This window comes from Cohnella fermenti (genome assembly GCF_004801405.1).
In the GTDB taxonomy this organism is placed as follows: domain Bacteria; phylum Bacillota; class Bacilli; order Paenibacillales; family Paenibacillaceae; genus Cohnella; species Cohnella fermenti.
In genome coordinates, this window is sequence record NZ_SSOB01000042.1 from 57,100 (window position 1) to 77,635 (window position 20,536).

At 54.5% G+C, this 20,536-nt stretch carries 10 protein-coding genes; all 10 read right to left on the bottom strand.

What is annotated here, in order from left to right; all coding sequences use genetic code 11:
• Positions 1–17: 17 nt before the first annotated feature.
• The 10 genes from E6C55_RS25815 to E6C55_RS25860 all read right to left on the bottom strand — a co-directional run bounded on the left by E6C55_RS25815 (position 18) and on the right by E6C55_RS25860 (position 20,080).
• Complete coding sequence (locus tag E6C55_RS25815) at positions 18–1,649, bottom strand: S-layer homology domain-containing protein (RefSeq protein ID WP_136372719.1); 1,632 nt, start codon at positions 1,647–1,649, stop codon at positions 18–20.
• 75 nt (positions 1,650–1,724) lie between these two features.
• Positions 1,725–6,401 carry a cohesin domain-containing protein gene (locus E6C55_RS25820; RefSeq protein WP_168735882.1) on the bottom strand — a complete coding sequence of 1,559 codons (4,677 nt, stop codon included), beginning with the start codon at positions 6,399–6,401 and terminating at the stop codon, positions 1,725–1,727.
• Between the two features lie 171 nt (positions 6,402–6,572).
• Positions 6,573–7,367 (bottom strand): AraC family transcriptional regulator, encoded by a 795-nt coding sequence (locus E6C55_RS25825; protein ID WP_136372721.1) that lies wholly within the window; start codon positions 7,365–7,367, stop codon positions 6,573–6,575.
• Between the two features lie 140 nt (positions 7,368–7,507).
• Positions 7,508–9,229 carry a type 2 periplasmic-binding domain-containing protein gene (locus E6C55_RS25830; RefSeq protein WP_136372722.1) on the bottom strand — a complete coding sequence of 574 codons (1,722 nt, stop codon included), beginning with the start codon at positions 9,227–9,229 and terminating at the stop codon, positions 7,508–7,510.
• Between the two features lie 82 nt (positions 9,230–9,311).
• The gene (locus tag E6C55_RS25835; protein ID WP_136372723.1) at positions 9,312–10,181 is read right to left on the bottom strand and encodes a carbohydrate ABC transporter permease; all 870 of its coding nucleotides are present in this window, start codon (positions 10,179–10,181) and stop codon (positions 9,312–9,314) included.
• Between the two features lie 12 nt (positions 10,182–10,193).
• Positions 10,194–11,123, bottom strand: a complete 930-nt coding sequence (locus tag E6C55_RS25840; RefSeq protein WP_230986866.1) for an ABC transporter permease — start codon at positions 11,121–11,123, stop codon at positions 10,194–10,196.
• Positions 11,124–11,436: 313 nt separating this feature from the next.
• Positions 11,437–15,318, bottom strand: coding sequence for an S-layer homology domain-containing protein (locus tag E6C55_RS25845; protein ID WP_168735883.1), 3,882 nt, complete (start codon positions 15,316–15,318; stop codon positions 11,437–11,439).
• Positions 15,319–15,438: 120 nt separating this feature from the next.
• Positions 15,439–17,181, bottom strand: a complete 1,743-nt coding sequence (locus E6C55_RS25850; RefSeq protein ID WP_136372725.1) for a sensor histidine kinase — start codon at positions 17,179–17,181, stop codon at positions 15,439–15,441.
• A 30-nt stretch (positions 17,182–17,211) separates the two neighbouring features.
• On the bottom strand, positions 17,212–18,831 hold the full coding sequence (locus tag E6C55_RS25855) for a response regulator (RefSeq protein ID WP_136372726.1): 1,620 nt from the start codon (positions 18,829–18,831) through the stop codon (positions 17,212–17,214).
• Between the two features lie 67 nt (positions 18,832–18,898).
• Positions 18,899–20,080 carry an ABC transporter substrate-binding protein gene (locus tag E6C55_RS25860; RefSeq protein WP_230986867.1) on the bottom strand — a complete coding sequence of 394 codons (1,182 nt, stop codon included), beginning with the start codon at positions 20,078–20,080 and terminating at the stop codon, positions 18,899–18,901.
• Positions 20,081–20,536 lie beyond the last annotated feature (456 nt).

A 20,536-nucleotide genomic window follows, 5' to 3' on the forward strand; every position in this document is an offset into this window, starting at 1 on the left:
CCGAAGGAAGGCGGGGCTCAAGACAAAAAATTATAAATGATTTGAGCGGCCTCCGCCCGGGTTCCAACTCCTTGAGGCATGAATAAATTAGCTCCCTTCCCCTCGATAAAATGCAGGGCTCTTGCGTCCCTCACATACGACAGGGCCCATGGCGATACCGTGTCTTCGTCTTGAAAAGCAGGGGCTGAGGGCAGTTCATCATCGTCCGTGCGCTGCAGGAGATAAGCGCGCATGAGCATAGTGACCATTTCTTCTCGTGTTATCGATGCCTGCGGCGCAAATGTCGTTTCATTCGTTCCCGTAACAATTCCCGCCTTTACGGCAATGGATACTTCCGGGAAGAACCAATCCGAAGCCGAAACATCAGTAAAATGAAGGTCTTGTTTGTCGGTCAAATGCAACGCTCTCACCAGCAATGCGGCGAATTCAGCCCTGGTCACTGTCCGTTTCGGTTCGAAATTCGTTGCGCTTGTGCCTTCTACGATATGCCTGGCGGCAAGTTCGGTTATGGCATCCTTGGCCCAGTTATCATCCGGGACATCCTTGAAGGACTTAATGTATTCAAGTGCTGCATACTTGCCCGGGCGGTCGATATCGGCTGTAATCTCCCCGTCTGCATAGGTTCCTCCAACAAACTCAAGGGTGTCGTCATTCGGAATGTAATAAATGGAGATCCGCTTCACATTCAGGGAAGGGTCCGCGGCAAACCGCAGCATAATCGGTTTGTTAAAGCTCTCCAGAGCAATCGTCCGATTATCGCCTGTCGTTAATTGCAAGCTGAGCTCGTATATGCTGCCGGACGGCTTCAACCCGACGCTGCCGAATTGCTGAAGCCGATCGATCAGACTGCCGGCATCGCCGGAAGAGAGCGGATTCATACCGAAGACGAGCGTGCTGTTAGTCAGCTGTTCCGCAGACAGCTGTTCCCGCAGTTGCTGCAGCACCTCGGGAGGAATGTCCACGCTCAGATTCCGATTCGTAATTGTGAGCCTCGCTCCGGGATCTGATCCCAGTTGATTCATGGCGATGTGCGCTTCCGTGGCACCCGGCGCCAGCTCCACGGCCAAGGTGCCCTTGCCGTCGTTGGTCACGTTGTCGAGAGCAGGAGCGGGAGGGGTAGAAGGGATATTCGTGTCCGGACCGCCGTTACCGGCGCTGTTCACAATGCTTATCGTTGTCCGGGGACCGACGGTTGCTTCTGAAGAATGTAGGCTGGAATCCACCAGGGTGATTGCCCCGAGCTCGATGTCGGCCGATCCGGAGGCAACGCCTTTAAAGGTAAGCGTAAATAAAGCAAGATCCCCGTTCACTCCCGGTTTGGCTCCTATTGCGGTGTACGCGAGTTGAAGCTGGTTGCCGTTGACGATGGGACTGACTGTAAATCCGCCCGACACCTCGCTAACGGCTTTTACGAATTGAAGCTTCGTGGAATCGTAAGTCAGGTTTATCTCATAGGCATATACGTCCTTTAACTGCAGTCCGCTAATCGCAACGTTCAGTTCGCTGCCGACGGCAATCGAACTGACGGTTGACGACAGCACAACTTGGGTCGAATCTTCGGCGAACGCAGGCTTAAGAAAGCCTGTGCATAGGGAGACAGCGAGCACGATGGCAAGGCCCAAGCATTTAAAGCGGTTTGTTCCGCGCATAAGGTTCTACGTCCTCTCGGTAAAATACCGGAAGAAAGGCGGGTCTCTCGCCCTCCCCCCGGGAAACGCGCTTGCTTAGTTGTTCAGGACAAGTCCCGCAATGTACGCCAGGTCGGTGATATTGATGCGGTTGTCATGATTAATATCGTAACGCTTGTAAAGACCCCAGTCCGGGGAGTCCGAGGTACTATTATAGTGCTTGGCCATGATGCCCAGATCGCCTATCGTGGCATGCGTATTAATGGCTCCCGTAAAGGCTTGCAGAGCTGCGTTCAGCTGTGCGACCGCCTGGTCGACCTGCTCCTGGGTGGCAGCGGAATCCGAAGCCTTCCCCTGCGCAGAAGCGATTGCGGCTTGCATGGTTGCCTTGGAGCCGACGACATATTGCCCCCACAGAGTGCCTTCCGAAGCATCGCTCAGACTTGCCGAAGCGCTGTTAATCGCGCCGGTCAGTGCGGTCTTGTCGACTGCTGCCGCAGAGCCGATCATAACGTTATACACTGCGCCGCCGTTCACGTTCGTGATTGTACCGTCCCCGTCGGATACTTGAACATCCGTCAGATACACGGAGCTGGCAATCGGACCGGTCGCATCCAGAGCCTTGAATTGAAGCTGGATAAGATCCCCGCTTGTGCTTACTGCATTCGGCTCGCCCTGCGAGTAAGTTATGATGTGCACCTGACCCGGTTCCACTTCCTCCTGGCCAAGGATCTCGACTCCGTCCTTCAAGGATTGAACGTCTTGAAGCACAAGCTTGGAGGCGTCGAAGTTGACGACGATCCCCTGTGCGTATACGGCTTGCGCTACGTTGATCAAGCCGAATACGACGTCAAAGGATTCGCCGGGCATTACGCTGCCGGGGCCCGTTAATGTCGCCGACAATTCGTCGGAAGGCGATTCGTGCTTCGGCCAATCGACCAGCAACTGATCGGACGCGCCGTCCGTACCGATCTTCTCTACTTTGATCCAATTGATCGAGAATGCATTGCCGCCTCCGCCGCCGCGTATGGCGATATTGCCGATGAGGCCTTCAGCAAGCTGGGTCCCGTCAAATTTGACTTCAGTGACCAAGGTGTAGCTTCCCGAATTCACCATGCCGCTGTTGAAGTACGCGGGTATTGTGGTTGCGACCTGGTCGGCCGAATACAGGTATAGGCCTTGATCCCTTCCATCGTCGGCGGTGTAGCCGCCGTTGGTGTCATCCTTGATCCAACGCACGCGAATGGCGTTCGTCCCTCTCGAGGTGTAATTGAAGCTGATACGGTATGTCGCATCCTTCTCCGGAGTGAAGGCCACTTTGCCGTCCGCTCCCGCCTTCGACCAAGGCCACGCATTGGCGTCATTGCCCAGAATAATATTCGCGCCGGACCAGACGTCTCCATTGCTTGTGTCATAGACATGAACGCCGTCGACAGTTCGCTGCTCCGGCTCTTCCTCCGGTTCAGCATTTACCTCGGCGATAAGCTGGGATACTTGCGCCTGGGTCAGTCCGCTGTCGGTGAGCGCGACCTGCACTGCGCCAATAAGGGTGCTGTCTGTGCCGGTATATGCCCGAAGCGCATCGCGGAGAGCATCGCGATCAGGAGCCGGCACGATGGAAAGCCCGTCTGCATAAAGAATTTTGTCATCCTTGGCGTGCAGTGCGAAAACAACCTTGGCTGTGCCGCTCGGCTCGTCATAGGTGAAGGCGTCGCCGCTGGCTTCGGCCCAGTTCGCCACCCGGACGTCGATGGGTTGGAAGGAGCTGATGTTCAGCGGGCCGCCTTCAAGAATTGACCCAACCAGCGTATTGCCGTTAAACCATGCGCGTTCGCCGGCTGCGCGCGAAGCGAGAGGCTCCGGCATGTCGCGTTCGCCTACAGGAGTATAGCCCAACTGGTTGCCTTCGGCATCGTAGTATACGAGTGCCGCTTCCACCACGCCCGGGTATTCCGCAGCAACATCATAGCCCAGCGGGCCGCTCTGCATCGAGAGGAATTGCCCGTTGAAGCGGTAACGCTCGCCCTTGGTCATCTTGCCTGTGACATCCTGCCACATGCCGTCATAACGGTCGGCGGCGGTAATGCGGTTGGCTATTTTGGCGGAGCCGGCACTTGTCGAAGTCCTGCTATTCTTCAGATACCGGGAGAGACCGTAGTAGTTTTGCATGGTGTCTGCGGTCAGCACCGGCTCGGCAACGTTCTGCTCGAACAGGTCTCCTATGTTCCAGCGGCCGGATGACCACCCGCTGATGCTGGCATCGGTTGCGGTGTCAAAGTCGCCGTTGCTCAGCACATTGCCCGGGATCGTCACCACCGAGTTGTTGGCGGCGGTGCTCCAATCGGAGTCGTCCGCCCCGAACAGGAAACGATCGACCGCAATCGTGTCCCCGGATCTGCCCGTCGCAGCTACAATATACAGATCCTTATGGCCGTAGGCGCTCTGGTCGCCTGTGTCGACCATGGCCTCGTATTTGCCGTAAGCGGAATTGCCCGGCACCAGAATTTCGGCTGCGCGCGTGCCTTGAGCCAGTATGTCGTCCACACTGTTCACCGGCGTACCGACCGGAAGGACGTAGGCCAGCAGGCTGCCGCCGGAGCCGGCTGCCGCGCGGGACTGAGCCGTCAGATACAACAGATGCCTGCGGACGATGCCGCCGTTCGCTGAGCCGTCGGCAAAGTTGACGTTCTTGTAAGCGAGGTAGTCGCGGTCGCCGAGCAGAACGGCTTCGTTGTCTCGGCCGGCGCTGCCGGCAGCATTGCCTGCTACGAGATTGTCGTTGCCTTCGGCCTCCAGCGTGGAGAAGATATCCCGATCGCTGTCAAGACCGTTATAGGTGGCGTAGGTGCCTTCGGACGGCACGATGGTGACGATGCTGGCCGACGGAATATCAATGACGAACTTGCCGTCTGTTACCGGAATCGCGGCCAACTTCTTCTGGTTCTCGCTGCCGGAGGTGCGGAACACCGTTACGCTCTTGGTGCCGACAGGGAAGTCATTCAGCGTGAATTCAAGCGGTTGGATGCTGTCATCGTTGTTGGCGTTGGTGACCGTGATGGAGAAGTCCTTGTTGTCCGCGCTCTTGAAGCCGACGATATTCAAGTTGGCGGCGGGCTCGCGTGTCACGTCGAAACGCAGGTCGCCCGGGTGCATAAACCGCGAGAAGTGGCCGAAGCCGTACAAACGCTTGAACGCGCGGTACTCGCCCGTCAGCGTACCGACATGTCCGGGGTTCTGCTGCGCGCCGTTATGCACGAAGCGAATCAGGTCGGAGCCGTCCGCGCCGTTGCTGTCCCAGGCCGACCACCACGTGTAGCCGTTAAAGCCGGGATTGCTCGTGAACATATTGGTCATCAGGTAGGCATAGCGCACGGCATCGTTGATGTTCTGATTGCCGTACCGGTTCGTATAGGCGCCGGACGAGCTGTCGCCGGTATCCTGATTCATGAATTCGGTTTGCCAGATTTTATACCCGTTCAGGTATGCCGGCCATTTGCTGCCGTCCTTGGTATAATCATAGGGAACGAGAGCCAGATCGTTGCCGGCGGAGCCGGTATGCTTCAGCGTCGTTTCGTTGGTGCCGATGCCGACCGTACCGTATAAATGGGTAGACACGACGTCAATGTACTTGTGCTTGCCCGTATCGGGGTCGAGCTCCTGAAGAACCGTCGCGCCTCTGCTCAGCGTGGCGCCGATATTGGTGCCTTCAGGCGCGGCCAGTTGAGGGACGAAGTCGATGACCTTGCCGTCCGGGTCCTTTATCCCGTCCAGCGCGCCGCCTGGCTCCAGGGCTTTCTCCAGGGTCGGGCCGATATAACCGTCGATCACTTCCTGGATGTAAGCAGCGCTTGCGCCCGCAAGGTCGGGCTCGTTAAAGGGATTGATGTAGGTGATAGGGATGCCCCACTGCTCCCAGAAACCCTTGATGTAATTCACCAAATAATCCGCATAAGCTTGATAATAAATTTTTTTGCCATCCGGTGCCGTATCGGCGCGAATAATCTTGCTCGGCGTATTACTGCTGTTGCTCATCCAGTAAGGCGCTTCCCACATGGCGGCGTAAAAATTGCGTACGCCGTACTGCATGGCCTGCTTCATTGTCCACACCTGGTCAATGTCGAACAGTTCCTTGCGGGTGCGCGGACCGTCCTTCATTACCACAGGGACGCCGTCCGGCTTGTTGTCGCTGCTCCAGTTGACAGGGCCGCCCCCGTCGTTGGCTGCGGGCTCGTTCCAGGAGTCGTAATCCCATACGAAATCCTCGACAGGCACCATCGTGCCTGCCGGGTGCTCTGGCTCGTTGGGCCAGATGCTGTCGGCCTGGCCGTCATAGATGCGGTTCCACGTTCCGATCTTGTAGCCGTACTGACCGGCCGTTCCCTTTACAGGAATGAGATTTCCGTCCACATCATAGCCGGGTTTGGCGGCATCGGCCCGCAAGCCTGTTACCGGGTTGAAGCCCGGGCTGCTCTGGCTGGCGCCGGCGCTCGTTACGCCGTTGCTGCCGATAATAACGCGGACGATGTCGTGACCGGTGCCGTTCGTATCGCTGAACATCAAATCAAGCAGGTGCCGCACCGTGTCCTGATCGCCCGCCTGAGCGATCTGCATCAGCATGATGGAATCGGTGTATGCGTAAGACGCGCCAACACCGTCCATCTCCTGGTAGGTCGTGTTCCAGTCAGCCGTGACCAGAGCAGCCGCGGCTGCCGCTTGCGCGCGATCGGTGAACATCGCGGAGGCGGCGGAAATCAGCATTGTGGCAGCCGTCACACCTGCTAGCGTTCTCCTAATAAAAGGCTTGTTTGACATCGACATTTTACTCCCTCTCCGAGAATGTAATCGCTTGCAGTGCTATCTTACATGCGTTATTTCATAAACAAAATGGCTAAAACAATGCTATTTGTACTGCTTTCGACTCGTTGACGATTTTGAATTTCCTTTTCATGCATGGGATACCGCCCTCGTTTCCCTGAGAATCCAAGAGGGAGGAAATCCCTTTATTTTTTTGAATAATTTGCTGAAATAATAGATATCTTCAAAACCGCATTTGTACGCTGCTTCTTGAACAGAGAACTCGCCGCTTAATAAAATATTTTCGGCATTGTTGATCTTCATTCGGTTAATGTATTCTTTAGCAGATGTCCCCATGGTTTTCTTGAACAGGGTCCCGAAGTAGGGAGTTGTCACACCGGCAATAACCGCCAATTCGTCAATTTCGATTTGACGGTGCAGATGGATTAAAATGTGGTTGACGGCCTTCTGGATACGTCTGTCCACGCCGGTGTCTTTGTAGTGCAAACATTTAAAATAGTAGTGAAGGATCATTAGCAGCAAAGCGCGGGACTTTAATTCATAACCTTTGTTTTTCTTCAGCCATTCGAAAGTCAATTCATTATAGATGGATAACAGTTCTTCCGGTGCGCCGATATGCGATACCAATGGAAACGGCAATGCGACATCCTTGCCTCTCAAATCGTACAGATGGATATTCAGTGCGTAGCTGTTCAACTGAATCGCGGGATCGGCGATTGCGCTCCTGCGACTGCCTTTGGGAATACATATAAGATCGCCTTGATTGACCTTATGTACAGCCCCGTCAACGGTATAATAAGCCGTTCCCTTGAACACATAAGTCAGATCGATAAAGTCTGTTGTCGCCTCTTCGATAATCCAGCCAGGTGTCGCGTGTCTGTTGATAAATAATTCAATTTGAGGATTAAGTTCGGTATAATCCATAGAGTTCACCACCCTTTCGAGTGCTTTGACCCGATGAGCATCTCAACGAAATCCCGTTCCTGCTCTCGGGCTCGTCATAAAAGCCTAGAAGCTTGCAAACGCAAGCCTCTAGGCCTAATCAATCTTTTGCACGCAGAATGTTATTTCAGCATTGTTTCATTGCCGAAATATTTCTCCCATGCAGATGTTCGCTCGTCGATGATCGCTTGACCGCCCGAATTAAGGTAATCCTTCATACCTGCGTCATACACGGAGTCGAATTTGTCAACAGATGCCGTAACAGCCTTGTTCAAGAACGTATCCCGTTTCTCTTTAAGAGCTTGGCCTTGCCCGTCTTCTGCCTGGATTGCACCGACATTAGCATTTTTGCCTATACGCCCCTCATGAGTTGTAATTTGGTTTGCTGTCACAATAAACCTGGAGTCAACACCGGCATAACCATTGGCCATAGACTTGACTGTCAAGTCAGGATCGCCAAGATCAAGCCCATTGCTCGTGATCGTGTAGTCGATGTTTGCTGGAGAGTTCATAATTTTCTCTCCTGTAGCTGCAATTGTCGCCAAGGAACCATCAGGCATCTTCTCGTGAGTCACGCCTTCTTCTCCAAATTGCAGGAATACGCGATTATCCAGCTCGGAGATCCAATCCAAATAGAGCATAGAAGCAACCGGTTCTTTGTTGGAAGCCGGGAAGAACACTTTGCGATCAACGGGGCCCGACAAAAATTTCTTATAGTCGCCAGCATCATTGGCAAACGGTTCAATCGCAATATAAGCGGCATCCGGGCCGACAAGCTTCTGAAGGCTGGCATGAATGCTGTCGTTGCCGTTACGATACGGGTAATCCCAGTTGTGGATAAATGCGCCTACATAGCCCGCTTTCATGAGATTATCCTCCGTTTGATCTCCGGCGGGATAAAGCGGGAAGTCCTTCCAGATCAAGTCTTCGTTATACCACTTGTTCAGCACTCTAATGCCTTCTTTGTAATTCGGATAGAGTAAATGTCTATCGTCAAAGTCATGAATGAAGATATCCCTGTCCGTTATATCATTAGGTACGAAGGATGCTGTCAAATGATCCGCACGCCACCCGATGTCAAAGCTCGTTGAGAAAGGAATCATCTTGTCTGCATCGCTGCCTAAAAGCGTAGAGGCGTTGTCCTTAAATGCGACAAGCATATCTTCAAATTCTTGCAACGATGTTGGCGCCGGAAGATTAAGCTTCTTTAACCAATCCTCGCGCACAAAGGTATTAATACGGTTAAGAGTGTTCAAACGGGCTTCCAAAGCCCACAAGGTTCCTGTGCTGGGGTCCTTATCCCAATTGATGTTTGTTTCGGTTAGATACCCCCACAAGTTCGGCAGAATGGCTTTGTTATCTTCGACAAGGGGGGCTAAATCGAGGATACCGCCCATATTGGCGTAAGTCTGGATGGTTGCATAATCATAGGTGACGCCGATATCCGGCGCTTGATTCGCCGCCAACAGGTTGTTAATGACTTCGCCTTCTGTCCAACGCGGAACAGGAACAAAAGTAACTTCTACATTGTGATCGCGAAGCATCCCGTCTTTGATATATTGAGTATAGAAGTTGTCCTCCGGCTTGCTTCCCCCGTCATTGCCACGGTCATAAACTTCTACCGTGATCTTGCGAGTCTCTTTGAATTTGAGATTAGAATCAAGACCCAGTTTGTCCAATTCTGCATTGCTGTCATTCGGGGAAGCAGATGAAGTTGCTGAAGCCGACGGAGCTGGCGAAGCCGGGGAATCTGATGGCGCTGCGTTGTTGTTAGTACATCCGGCCAGCGCTAAAGCAATAGTAGAACTAGCCGCCAAAATGGTCCATCCTCTACGAAATCCCATTTCGTAACCTCCTCTTTTTTGTTTGGTGCTATTGATTAATATATAAAAATCGACAAAGTCGACTTTTACCACGGGTTAAAATTTAACCTTTAACCGCTCCGACTGTAACGCCGGAGATAAAGTATCTCTGCAGCCATGGATAAATGAACAAAATCGGGATGGTTGCAAACATTACGGTTGCCGATTTAATCGTTTGAGACAAGCCTGGGTTGGAGAAGCCCTCCTGCGTAGCCACCTCAATGCTGCTTATGCTGTTAAGTATGTTGTAGAGCAACAATTGTATGGGATAATAGGTTCTGTCGTTCATAAACATCAGGGCATCCGAGAATCCGTTCCAGCGGCCGACTGCGTAGAAAAGAGCCAGCGTTGCAAGCACAGGAGTGGATAGAGGCAGATAGACGTTGACGAGCACTCGAAGAGGTCCTGCACCGTCAAGTTCAGCGGATTCTTTAAGGCTCTCCGGAATCCCATAGAAGAAGCTGCGCATAATGATGAGATAGAATACACCAATACTGTTCGGCAAGATCAGGACCAACGGATTATTGAGCAAGTGCAGGTTATTCAAGAGCAAGTAGGTCGGAATCGTTCCTGCGCTAAAATACATCGTAAAGATAATGATGGCCGTGATCGTCTTCTGCCCCTTGAGATTGTCATACGTCAGCGGGTACGCACACATGATCGTCATAAACATGCACCAGAGAGTGGTGATTACAGTTAGAATGGCTGTCCACAGCAGCGACCATGTGTACTTGGAATCTCCAAGCACCATACCGTAGGCATCGAAGTTCAAATCAACAGGCAGAAGGATCACTTCACCCTTGACCAAGGCATCTGCCGAGCTCAAGGATCTTGCCAATATGTTCAGTACCGGAAGCAGGCAGGCCAGAATACAAAGGATACAAAAGAACACGATAATCCAGTCGCCGATTTTGGTTCCTCTCGATTTGATCATGCTGCAGCCCTCCTACCAGATGCCGCGCTCGCCAGATTTCTTGGCAAGAGCGTTCGCACCGAACAAAAAGATAATACACACGACAGATTGAAATAAACCGACGGCGGTGGAAAGAGAAAATTGCAATCCACGAATACCGTAGTTGTACACGAATATGGAAATAACGTTAGAAACATCTGTGACAAGCGTATTGCTCAGGGCGTATGGTCTGTCGAAATCACTGCTCAGAATGTGCCCCAGGCTTATCACCAGCAACACAATGATCGTTGGACGGAGTCCCGGCAACGTGATGTGCCATATATTGCGTAATCGTGAGGCTCCATCCACCGCTGAGGCCTCATACAGCTCCGGGTTGATCCCGGCAATAGCCGCCAGATAGATGATGGTATTCCAGCCGACGCTTTGCCATATGCCAAGTAGAATATAGGTGACCACCCAATGCCCGGAATCATTCAGGAATGGAATGGATTCGAAGCCCATCTTGTTAAGCATGACATTGACCAGCCCTGTACTGGGGGCAAAAAGCTGGAGAGCCAGACCGGAGATAATGACCCATGATAAAAAGTGCGGCATATATACAATCGTTTGAGTAAATCTCTTGAACCGTTTGAAAGCGAGTTCATTTAGGAGCAGGGCTAGAATAATAGGGGCAGGGAAGCCGATTACCAAGTCGAGAAGGTTAAGGCCTAGCGTGTTTCTAACGGCATACAGAAAATCACGATTGGAGAAAGCCTTAATAAAATATTCGAACCCATGGTTTCCCGCCCACTCCATCTCCAATGGGCTTTTTATTATGCTATATTTTTTGAATGCAATGATGATGTAGCCCATGGGGATATAACGGAAAATGATAAAGAAGGCCATCGGAAGAGACAGCATAGCATAGAGCACCCAGTAACGTTTAATATAGCTGAACGATTTTCCTCTGATCGCATTTTCCAAAAAGCATGCACCGCCTTACATATAGGGTAGATTGAACCTTCGGGGCGCACGCCAGCTTTCCAATGCCTCCTACCCGCGCCTTTGCTTGACATTCGTTCTGTACAGATTCAGCATAACAAAGCGAACCTTCCCTTCATATGAGAGAAAAACACAATAATTTATAATTTTTACGGAATATTGAAAAAACCAAAAATCTCGTTCATACGTTGTCGGCCATACGTTATCGTCGCATTGCAAGGCATCGGCAGGACGATCGGCAGGATGATGTCTCCCGAGCCGATCTCCTGCCGACCAAATCCCGAATATCCGCCGCTTATTGCTGCTGCAGCATCCTGAGCAGAACCGTTACGGCTTCCGCTCTCGTCGTCTTGCCGACCGGATCGAATGTATTGCCGTTCTTGCCCACGATGAGGCCGGCTTCCTGCACGGCTGCGACCGTTCCCTTCGCCCATGCCGGAATCTCCCGGTCGTCGGCATAGCCGGTCCCGGCGTCCGCTTCCGGTACGAGCTTCAACGCTTTGGCCAAGACGGCGGCCATTTCCACGCGTGTAATGTCATCGTCCGGACGGAATGTACCGTCCTCGTAGCCCGTGACCAGGCCCGCTTGTACGGCCTGAGCCACCGCCTGCCTTGCCCAGGCCTTAATGGCTGCGGCGTCGGCGAATGTCAACTCCTCGCCGTTCTGCTGCGGCTTCAACGCCTGCATCAGCATGACAGTGAATTCGGCCCGCGTCACGGCTGCGTTCGGCTTGAAGGTGCCGTCCGGGTAGCCCTTGACGATGCCCAGACTTACCGCCTGCCGAATGCCGGCCGACGCCCAATGCCCGTCGATGTCGCTGAAGGCCGTGGGCATGCCAGGTTCTCCATTCGAAGGCTGATCGTCGTCCGGTTCGACCGCAAGCACCGCGAACTTCGCGACATGATCGACCTCTACCGCAATGCGGTTGCCGACTATGACGCCGCCGTCTACCCGCACCCACGTCTTGTTCGTCTCGTCGTAAGAGTAAACCGCCGGCTGTCGATCGCCCGTCAGGCTGCTCGGGTCGAAGGCGAACGTCAGCTTCACTGGTTTATTAAAGTTGCCTGCGGGGTTGTTCACAATGTCGTAAACCGGGCTCGCAAGCACTTCATCGTCCGTCAGCAGCTCTTGCGTATCCGTCACCTTCCGGATCGATATCTGCAGTTGCTTGACGGTTGCGTCCGCAGGAATGTCAATCGTCACTTCATCTCCCAGGCTCACCTGCCCGGGCCTGCCTGCCGGCAACGCCAGTTCACCGTTCGTGGAGACGATCGGCGTGCTGTCAATTGTCGACGGTGTCGTCGGACCCGGATTCGAAGGAACCGGACCGGGCAAGACCAGCGACAACGAGAGCGGACCGGGAATCATATTGCCGTCCGTATCCTTCAAGCGGAATATAATCAGATTGGCGTCTGTGCCTGCGGGGAACTTATCCTTGTCCAGCGCCAGCGTCACCTGCTTCCCGTCGTCCGACCACGTCGTGTCCCACTTGTCGGCCACGTCGAAGCCGAACCCGAATTCGCGCGTATCCAGCGCCGTGTCAAATTCGATGATCACGTCGGTCTTGTCCCCGTTGCTCTGCACCTTCGTGCCGACAATTTGGGCGTTAAAGGCGGTCGCCTTCGGCGCGGGAGCCTCCGGACGGGCAACTGTTCCCCCGCCTTCCGCAAGCACGTCCTTCTCCGCCTTGGTGTCGGGGATGACCGGCCAGTTGTCGCTCGCCGGACCGTTGTTGTACCGCTCCACGTTCCAACTGATCGGCTGCGTGAATTGAGCCGCGCCGTCCTTGCCGGAGTTGTTCGCCGAAGCGTATATGTTGCCGAACGAAACTTCGAACGTATAGCCGGGAATCGCGACGAACTTCAAATTCCGGATATCAAACGTCTTGGATGGGTCCCAGCCTTCGTTGGCAATTCTCGTGAACAGAGAGTCGTGGAACAGAACCCCGTACTCCAGCAGACCGGTCTCCTCATTCACGAAGCGCGACGGCGTGAAGTTCATGGAGGTCCGCTTGCCGTCGATGTATACCTCCGGCGGATCGGCTTCGTTGTTCGTCAACCGGCTGCCGAAGCCAATCAGACGATTCTCCTCGCCCTCGTCGCCCTTGGACGTGGCATGACGCAGCGCGTCTGACAGGCTGATTGCCGAGAAGAATACGCTCTTGTTCTCCTTGTCGCTTCCGACGCTTCGCAGCTCATAGCGCCCGTACTGGGCCTGATCGGCGGTCAGGCGGAAGGTGAATTGTTCGCCGTTATGAGCGACGGCCGCGATCTCCGTGCCGTTGGGCAGGTATAGCTTCGCATCGGGCGCGTCGGAATGCGCCGCAATCGTCACCTCGTGTCCGACCAGGAACGTCTCCTGGGCCGTCCACAGCGTGTATTCGTTCGGACCGGACCATGGCAGATACGAGCTGTTTACATCGAATGGATAAGAATTGAAGTCGCTGATGCCATTGTAGTCGTGCGCCGGATAAGACATGCTGTTCAAGGAGCCGTCGCCGGTCGGGAACAAATCCTTGACATGCAGCGTCGTGTCCCCCAACTGCTTGAACTCCCGGTCCATGATGGCGATAATGAACGGAAGGTCGCGGTTGTATACCGCATGATTGCTTTGACGGGCGAGCATCGCGATATTCGTCTGCTCCGCATTGTCCTTGCCAATGTACTTGTACACCTCGGACGCCGCCTGAACCGACGCCACGGAGCCCTCGTTGCCCAGCCAGTGCATGTGGATGCCCGTCGTCGCGATGAACGGACGCGGCGCCACTAACGCGATGATGTCGTCGGCGTCGAAGGGGAAGCGGTTGTCCTTGTTGAGGAACGCCGCGGCATTCTCCGGCATCCAACTGGTTCCTTGTCCGTACGTTACGGTCGGAATTTCGGTCTTGCCGTACACCCGGTCGGCCTCGGGATAGGTGCTGGTATTGAAGCCGAAGATCTTGCCTTCAACCTTGTAACGATAACTTTGGATCCCCGAGCCTCCCGACTCGCTTGGGAAGACGATGCTGATCCGATCATCGAATGCACCCGCGAACAAAGCCGATTTTCCATAGCGGGAATGCCCTGTTACGAGAGATTTCGTCGGGTCTATACCCAACTGATCGCCCCACGTCTCGTCGCTGTTCTTCGCCGGTTGCTCCAGAGCGCTTACAATTTGGCTCGCCGCCCAGCTCCACGCCATCAGCGCGCCGGAAGCGTATTCATAAACATCCTTGTCGTACGGATAGAGCTTCGTGTATACGCCATCGCGATTAATGCCGTCGTTCGCATTCGAATCGTCCGGATAAATATCCGTCGGCGTGAATTGAATATCTCCATACCCCTGTTCGTTTAACGTGCCGATCTGCGAGATCGCCCCGCCAATGTCGATAACGACCGGCACCTTGGCATCCGAAGCGCCCCAATTGGCAGCGATTTGCTCCGGCGTCGGCATATTGACGCGAACATTGAAGCTCGCTTCCGCACCGCTGTCCGGATTAGTGACCGTAATTGTATTGTAGGTGACCGGTTTGGTCGTGGCGGGCGGTGCGCTAAGCGGACCGGTATAGTCCTTCAGCACCGCATAAGAAGGAGCACCGAACGAGCTGTAAGCAACATAATAGCCGTCATTCCAGGCCTCGATGGCCAGCGCCTCGGCATCCTCCTCGTCCCCTGCCGGACCGAGCGTGTATTTTACATCGCCCAGCGTCGGGGCGCCAAACGGATTGGAAGCCGGGACCAGCTCACGGATTTCCACCGTTCTCTCCAGCAGGTTGGCGGACAGCTTATCGAATTCATCCTTGAGATTGAGCTTTGTGGAGGTAAAGTATGGCGGGAAGTCGAACCCGAGCGAGATCGTGTTGGGCTCGTCCGCCACATAAGTGGCGCCCACGACGCTTTCCGGCTGTGTCGGCCAGCGGTAGCCCAGCCAGTAATGCTGAACAAGATCCTTGATCTCGTCGCGGCGCGCCGTCCATTCGTCCGGACTCGACACGTAGCCGTCGCCGCTGGGATCGTCCTTAGCGTCGAAGAACTTGAACGGGTCAGGGATGGTGTCGATCGCGGGGAGTTGGTCGACTCCGGGGTAGCCTGGCCAAATCTCCGGCGACGCCTCCGCCCCGAACCCGGTCGCCGGGATGACGCCGAGTAGCAGAAATCCGGCCAACACGCCCGAGAACAGCCGGTGTTTGCGTTTCATTCGTCCCATGCTCTGCATTCCATTCACTCCCATATTGAATAATTCGTTCTAAGCCAGAATAACAAAGGCTCGGAACGATGAATATGAGAGCAACCACCAATAACTTTTAATTTTTACGAATCATGAAGGGCCCGCTTCCTCGGACGCCCGGAGAATCGGCAGAATCAGCATGGCCCGGGTGCCTCCCGCTTCCGGCTCGGACAGTTCAACGCCGAAGGAATCGCCGAAGTTCGCCTGAATCCGTTCTCTGACATTGCGGATGCCATAGCCTCCGCCCCGCTTCCGTGGATTGTCTCGCCTCGCGGCAAGGCCGGATCCGTCGTCATCGACGCAGATGACCAGCCTGTCTTCACGAACCCGCACGGTGACGAGAATAGAACCGCTTCCCCGCTCGTTAAAGCCGTGAACAATCGAGTTCTCGACGAATGGCTGCAGCAGCATCTTGGGCATATACAGGCCGTCGACCTCCTCGGTCGAATCGATGCGATAGACCAGTGCGTCGCCCATCCGCACCTTCTGAATCTCCAGATAAGCCTCCACGTGCCGCAATTCGTCCGCCACGGTAATGTGGGAGTTGCCGTTCGACAGGCCGATGCGGAACATGCGCCCCATCAGCTCCAGTATCCGGCTGATATTGTGCTGATCTTGGGAGATAGCCATCCAGTTGAGCTGATCCAGCGTATTGTACAGGAAGTGAGGATTGATATTGGCCTGCAGCGTCGCAATCTCCGCCTTCCGCAATTGGATATGGCGAAGCTCCAGCGATTCGTACAGCTCGTCGTTGCGGTTCATCAGCTTGCGGTAGACAGAGAACAGGTAACCGAACTCGTTGCGGTAGTCCAACGGGATTTCCATCTTGTTGCCGATAATCTGTTCATGCTTCATGATATGAATCAATTGGAAGATCGGCTTCGTGATCTGCCTGCTGAGCAAGAGGGCGAGCAGGAGCGCCGACACGATGGCCGCCGCGCTGATCATGCCGATCATGTAGGCGAGACGAACGCTTCCCTTCGTAATCGACGACCACGACGTGAACTGCACAAGGGTCCAGTTGGAATGATTGATACGGGAATAGACGATCATCTCGCCGTCCTTGCCCGCCTGCTCGTTGATGCGGATGATGCCGGTGCTGGAATCCAGCTTGTTCTTCCATTGCGCCCATACGGAAGGATCGGGAATGTTCCCCACCTGGAGAAGCGGCTGCCCCGCCGCATCGAGCAGCACCCGGTTAGCGCCGGGCGACTCCCCTTCGAGCATCTGCGCCAGCATGTTGGCCTTGACGTTCAACACCAAATAACCTATCAACTGATTGCGATAGGCCAGTGAGCGTACGAAGCTGACAACGGGAATATCTCCCTGGAAGGCATGGATGTCGTGCACGCCGATCCAGACGAAATCATTCTTCTGCATCAGCGAATACCACTTCTGAAGCGGCGCCGAGCTTAGCTCCCGATATTGAATATAGCTGAAGGATTCCGCTTGTAATGGGTGGTCCATGTAGAGATCGAGGCCTTGTATGATCGGCATGGAATAAGTCAAATTGGCCAACTCCTGCTGCACCTGCTTGAACCTCTGCAGCCGGGAGAACTCATCCTCCGAATTGCCGCCGTACAGAAAATCGAGCAGGTTGTTGTCGCGGGAGGTGGACAGCGAAATCTGCTCCAAATTGCTCATACGTTGCGCAATGTCGCTATTCAACTGATCCAGCAGCTTATGCTGATTGACGGAAGCGGTCTGCGCCAGCTCGCGGGACGACAGGTCGTAGCTGATCCAGATGGTGCAGCCCAGAAAAAAGATGATCAACGCGGCGATGCTGCCGAAGAATAAATGATCGATCCGATACAGTTTAAAGGGATTACCCATTACGCCCCGTCCTCCTCCTGCCGGACGAACTCAAATGATCTCCGTCGGCGTTATCCCCATGTACTTTTTGAACAGCGTGCTGAAGTAGGGGACGTTCTGGTAGCCGACCTTGCTCGCCACCTCGTAAACCAGCATTTTGCGCTCCATGAGCAGTTCCCGCGCTTTGTTCATCCGCACGCGCGTCAAGTAAGTATTGACCGACTCTCCCATCATTTCCTTGAACAGATGGGCGAGATAATTTTTGGACAAGTAAACCTGTTCGGCCAGATCTGCTGTTGTAATGTCCTCCGCGTAATGCTCATCGATGTATCGAATGATCGCTTCGACTGTCTCCCGATGCTTCCCGTTCACGATCCAATGATCGCTGCCGCAGATCCGCTCCATCTTGTCGGCGAACCAGGCTCTCGATTGATCGATGCCGACCAGATCGGACCATTCTGCATAAACGTTGTCATAAGGAAAAATCTCATCGAGCACAATGCCGACTTCATACATGCTGTAGGCCAATATAGCCCACATCTCGCCCAACACCGTCCTCAGGTATTCGTTCGTCGTCGTTCCCCACTTCGAGAACTCCTTCAAATAATCGTCGATCAAGCGAGCCGCCTCCGCGCCCCGCCGCGCCTTCATGGCGCCCGCCAGCTCCTGGTAGAAGGTAATGGGTATGGAACGCATCGGCCCTTCCGGCATGCTCCCGACGCCGACGCCCGCTTCCGGCTGGAAGCTGCGCGTCCACAAGGCTCCTTTATCGCGCTCCGTCGTTCGGAAGGCTTCTTCCGCCGACGCCGGAATTTCCCGCCAATCCGTCTTCGTCCCGCCGAGACCGATCCGCAGCTTGACTCGCAGATACTGCTCCGCCGCCGCGATCAACCGTTCGGCCAGTTGCCGCAGATCACGTCCGATTCGGTCCGCGCTCCCGTCCGATTCGGTGTGAATCAGCAGCGCAGAATACGTGCCGTAGAGCTCGCTGTAATCATAGTGAGCGAACGTCTCCTGTGCGACTTCGCAGACCAAATTTTTCAAGGCATAGCCGATCAGCTTCAAGTCCTTAAGCGAGAATGAATCCACACGGACGTCGCGAACGATCGTCAATCCCATCACGACATGCACGGTCGACTGCCAGAAGCGATATTGCTCGGGAAGCTGCTCATTCTGAAGCAGGCTGTCGGCAAGCCGGCCGGAGACGAACGACTGAATCCACTCCTGCTCGACGTAAGGCGCATACAGTCTAAGCCTCTGCTGCATCTTATCTAGCCGGGCGCGTTCATTGCCCTCCTCTGCCAGCCTGGCAATCACCTTTCTCAGCACTTCGACCAGCGTGGGGACGCTGATCGGCTTCAGCAGATAATCGCTTATGTTCAAATGAATCGCCTGTCGGGCGTATTCGAAGTCGGTATACCCGCTAAGGATAACCACTTTCCCGTTGTACTTCTCTCCCCGCAGTTCCTCCACCATCTCCAACCCGTTCATAACCGGCATGTAGATATCGGTAATCAGAATGTGTGGCTGGGCGTCCCGAACCATCGTCAGCCCTTCCCGACCGTTCAGCGCGCTCCCGCCCCACTCCGCTCCCAATTCCCCCCAGGGAATTGCATTTTGAATTCCTTGCAGCACCTGACGATCGTCGTCCACAATGCCGATTCTCCACATCAAGGATCACTCCTCTGCCAGTCTTTGCACCGCCTGATTCGCTTGTCTCGAATCCGCCGCAGCTCCTCTACTTCGTCTCATACCGCTGCGCCTTCAGCCTCAACTCTTCAAAGGCCTGTTCCGGCGTCTCCTTCCCGAAGCTCAGCTTATCCTCCACAAGATCCCAATCCTTCTCAACCCACTCCGCCGTGCCGCTAGGTCCGGGCGTCCACTGCTGACCGTCGGGCACGGTTGCATTGTATAGCTGAATGCCGACCCTATCCTCATCGCTGAAGTCGAAGAACGCCTCGCGGGACACCCTGGTATTGACCGGATTCCCGCGTGTCGTCCCAAGAATTCTGACGGCATCCGGACTGTTGGTGAACCAGTCGATGAACGCTTTCGCTTCGTTCGTATGCGCGCTGTTCGCATCGACGCCGAAGAGCATGGAAGGCTTCAGCCATCCTCCCGCCTGCGCGGAGCGAGGCATGGTCACCAAATCGAAGGCTCCCGGCTTCATGCTGTCCCATGACACGAAGTTGTTGGAGAACGACAAGCGGATCAGGATCTGACCGCCTACCATCAGATCGCCGTTCAGATCGAGCTCCCGGTCCGATGCGTTCAGTTCCGCCGGCGGAACGGCCCCGATACCGCGCAGTTCCTCGAACCTCCGTCCCCAATCCAGGAACGTGTCCTTGTCGATATGGAACGTGCCGTCGTCGGCAAGAAGCTCCCCTTTGCCCGCCGCGTATTGATAGGCGCTGTAGGCAAAATAATTGCCGGCGTAGTCCAACGTGAAATATTGCTCTTTGTTCAGCTTGCGGACAGAATCCTTCGCCATTTGGAAGAAATCTTCCCACGTCCAGCCGTTCTTCGGCAGTGCCAGTCCAAGCTTCTCCATCCCCGCTTTGTCGTAGATCATTCCGTGCGCAGTCGAACCGAGCGGGATGGCATACAGCTTGCCCTCGTACTTGCCGGCGCCCAGCAGCTTCTTGTCTACGTCCTGCAAGTCGATTCCTTCGGACAAATCCGCCAGCCTGTGCTGCGCCGCCAAATCGGCAACCCAGCTCGGGTCGATCTGGTAAATATCCGGGGCTCTGCCAGCGACGACTTCGGTTGTCAGCTTATCCAGATATCCATTAATGCCTGAATACTCCGTTTCGAATTGAATATCCGGATGCAGTTTCTGGTAAAATTGAATCGCTTCCAATGTCACTTGATGCCGTTGCTGCGAGCCCCACCACATAATGCGCAGTACGTCGTTCTCCATGGGAAGAGACTCGCCTTCCCCCTCCTTCCCTCCCGTGCTGCAGGCTGTGACGGAAAGAACGAACAGGAGTGTTGCGGAAACGGCAAGACAACGATTAAACCACCCCATCGTCACAGTTCTCCCCCCTCCGTCATATTTTGTAAACGCTGTCATTTCGCTGCGAAAGCTTACCTCTTCCATCGCAATCACTTTGGCATTCGAATAGCAGCCGAGCTCGTATTACCAGATTATATAAATTGAACTCATGATTCCAACAAATCGCCTGACCCCCCAATTTGGGTAAAAGAGAGAAAGACGACCGAAGGGCGGGAAGCACATGACGACAGCAGAACAAATTCAGCAAGTAACGGAAGCGATGAAGCAGACGAACAACAAACGTCAGTACGAGCGGTACTTGGCCGTTCGACTTCGTTTAGAGGGACGAACCTACACCGAGATCGCGGAGATTCTCGGAAG